Raw genomic sequence first — 1985 nt, forward strand, 5'->3', positions numbered from 1 at the left:
AGCTTCTTCAAATCGCTGTTTGTTGCTCTTTACGCCATAAGCCCACCAGACGATCCCAAGAAAGCTCAGCATGGAAACCACCGTCACGACAGACCGCAGATCATTGATATCCATGGCTTTACTTGACCCCTTTCCGTTCTAGCCCCATGCCCTGCAGGTAGGCAATCAGAACATCCATTTCGCTCTTGCCTTCCACTTGCTTACTGGCACCGGCGATGTCTTCGTCGGTGTAGGGAACGCCGACCTTGCGCAGGGCACTCATTTTTGCCGAAACGCCTGCCGCATCCGCCGGTTTCTCGGCCAGCCAGGCGAAAGCTGGCATGTTGGAGTCTGGAACGACGTCACGCGGATTTATCAAGTGCACACGATGCCACTCATCCGAGTATCGACCGCCAACCCGTTGCAGGTCCGGGCCTGTCCGCTTGGAACCCCACTGGAAGGGGTGGTCGTAGACAAACTCACCGGCCACTGAGTAAGGTCCATAGCGCTCGGTCTCGGCGCGAAACGGGCGGATCATCTGCGAGTGGCAGAGGAAACAGCCTTCGCGGATGTAGATGTCGCGCCCGGACAATCGAACCGGATCATAGGGTTTCAAACCCTCGACCGGAGTCGTTGTCGATTTCTGGAAGAACAGCGGCACTATTTCTACCAGGCCGCCAATACTGATCACCAGTACGGTCAGGATGACCAGCAAGCCGACGTTACGTTCTATCGCGTCATGAGTAAATTTCATTTTTGGAGCCTCCCTGTTAGGCGTGCTGACCGGCTGGAACCAGCACGGGTGCATCTTCCGTGCTACCACCGGCCATCGTCTTGAACATGTTGTAGGCCATGATCAACATACCTACCAGAAAGAGCACACCGCCAATGAAACGGATTCCCCAGAACGGGTAGGACACCTTGACCGACTCGACAAAACTGTACGCCAGCGTCCCATCCGCGTTAACAGACCGCCACATAAGGCCCTGCATCACGCCTGCAATCCACATCGAGGCAATGTAGAGAACGACGCCAATGGTGGCCACCCAGAAGTGCACCGTCATCAGCTTGACGCTATACATTTCCGACTTGCCGAAGAGGCGCGGCAGAAGATAGTAGATCGTCCCGATCGACACCATCGCGACCCAGCCCAGAGCCCCCGAATGCACGTGACCAATAGTCCAGTCGGTGTAGTGCGACAGGGCGTTAACCGTCTTGATCGACATCATCGGACCTTCAAACGTCGACATGCCATAGAAAGATAGCGAAGTTATCAGGAACTTCAGGATCGGATCGTCGCGAAGCTTATGCCAGGCGCCCGACAAGGTCATGATGCCGTTGATCATGCCACCCCACGACGGGGCCAGAAGAATCAGCGAGAAGACCATGCCGACGGATTGCGTCCAGTCCGGCAACGCCGTGTAGTGCAGGTGGTGCGGCCCCGCCCACATGTAGGTGAAAATCAGCGCCCAGAAATGCACAACCGACAAGCGGTACGAGTAAACCGGGCGACCTGCCTGCTTTGGCACAAAGTAGTACATCATGCCAAGGAAGCCGGCGGTCAGAAAAAACCCGACCGCGTTGTGACCATACCACCATTGAATCATCGCATCCTGTACCCCGGCGTATGCCGAGTAGGACTTGGTCATCGTTACCGGAATCGCCGCGCTATTGACGATATGCAGGAGCGCGACGGCCAGTATGAAACTGCCGTAAAACCAGTTGGCAACGTAGATGTGCGACACCTTGCGCTTGACAATCGTGCCGAAAAAAACGATTGCGTAGGAAACCCAAACCACGGCAATCAGGAGGTCGATCGGCCATTCGAGTTCGGCGTATTCCTTGCCTTGGGTGATACCGAGTGGCAGGGTGATTGCCGCGAGGAGAATGACCAACTGCCAGCCCCAGAACGTAAACGAAGCCAGCTTGTCGCAAAAAAGACGCACGTGCGAAGTTCGCTGCACAACGTAATAAGAGCTCCCCATCAGCGCACAGCCGCCAAAAGC

The 1985-nt window shown here is 55.8% G+C and carries 2 protein-coding genes; both read right to left on the minus strand.

Translation table 11 applies throughout. The annotated features are described in order from the left end of the window. Positions 1-118: 118 nt before the first annotated feature. Positions 119-733 carry a cytochrome-c oxidase, cbb3-type subunit II gene (gene ccoO, locus PROAA_RS09510; protein WP_186411121.1) on the minus strand — a complete coding sequence of 205 codons (615 nt, stop codon included), beginning with the start codon at positions 731-733 and terminating at the stop codon, positions 119-121. Between the two features lie 16 nt (positions 734-749). After that, on the minus strand, positions 750-1985 hold a 1236-nt coding region (ccoN, locus tag PROAA_RS09515; RefSeq protein ID WP_186411122.1), incomplete at its 5' end, for a cytochrome-c oxidase, cbb3-type subunit I.

It is taken from the genome of Candidatus Propionivibrio aalborgensis (assembly GCF_900089945.1).
In the GTDB taxonomy this organism is placed as follows: Bacteria; Pseudomonadota; Gammaproteobacteria; order Burkholderiales; family Rhodocyclaceae; genus Propionivibrio; species Propionivibrio aalborgensis.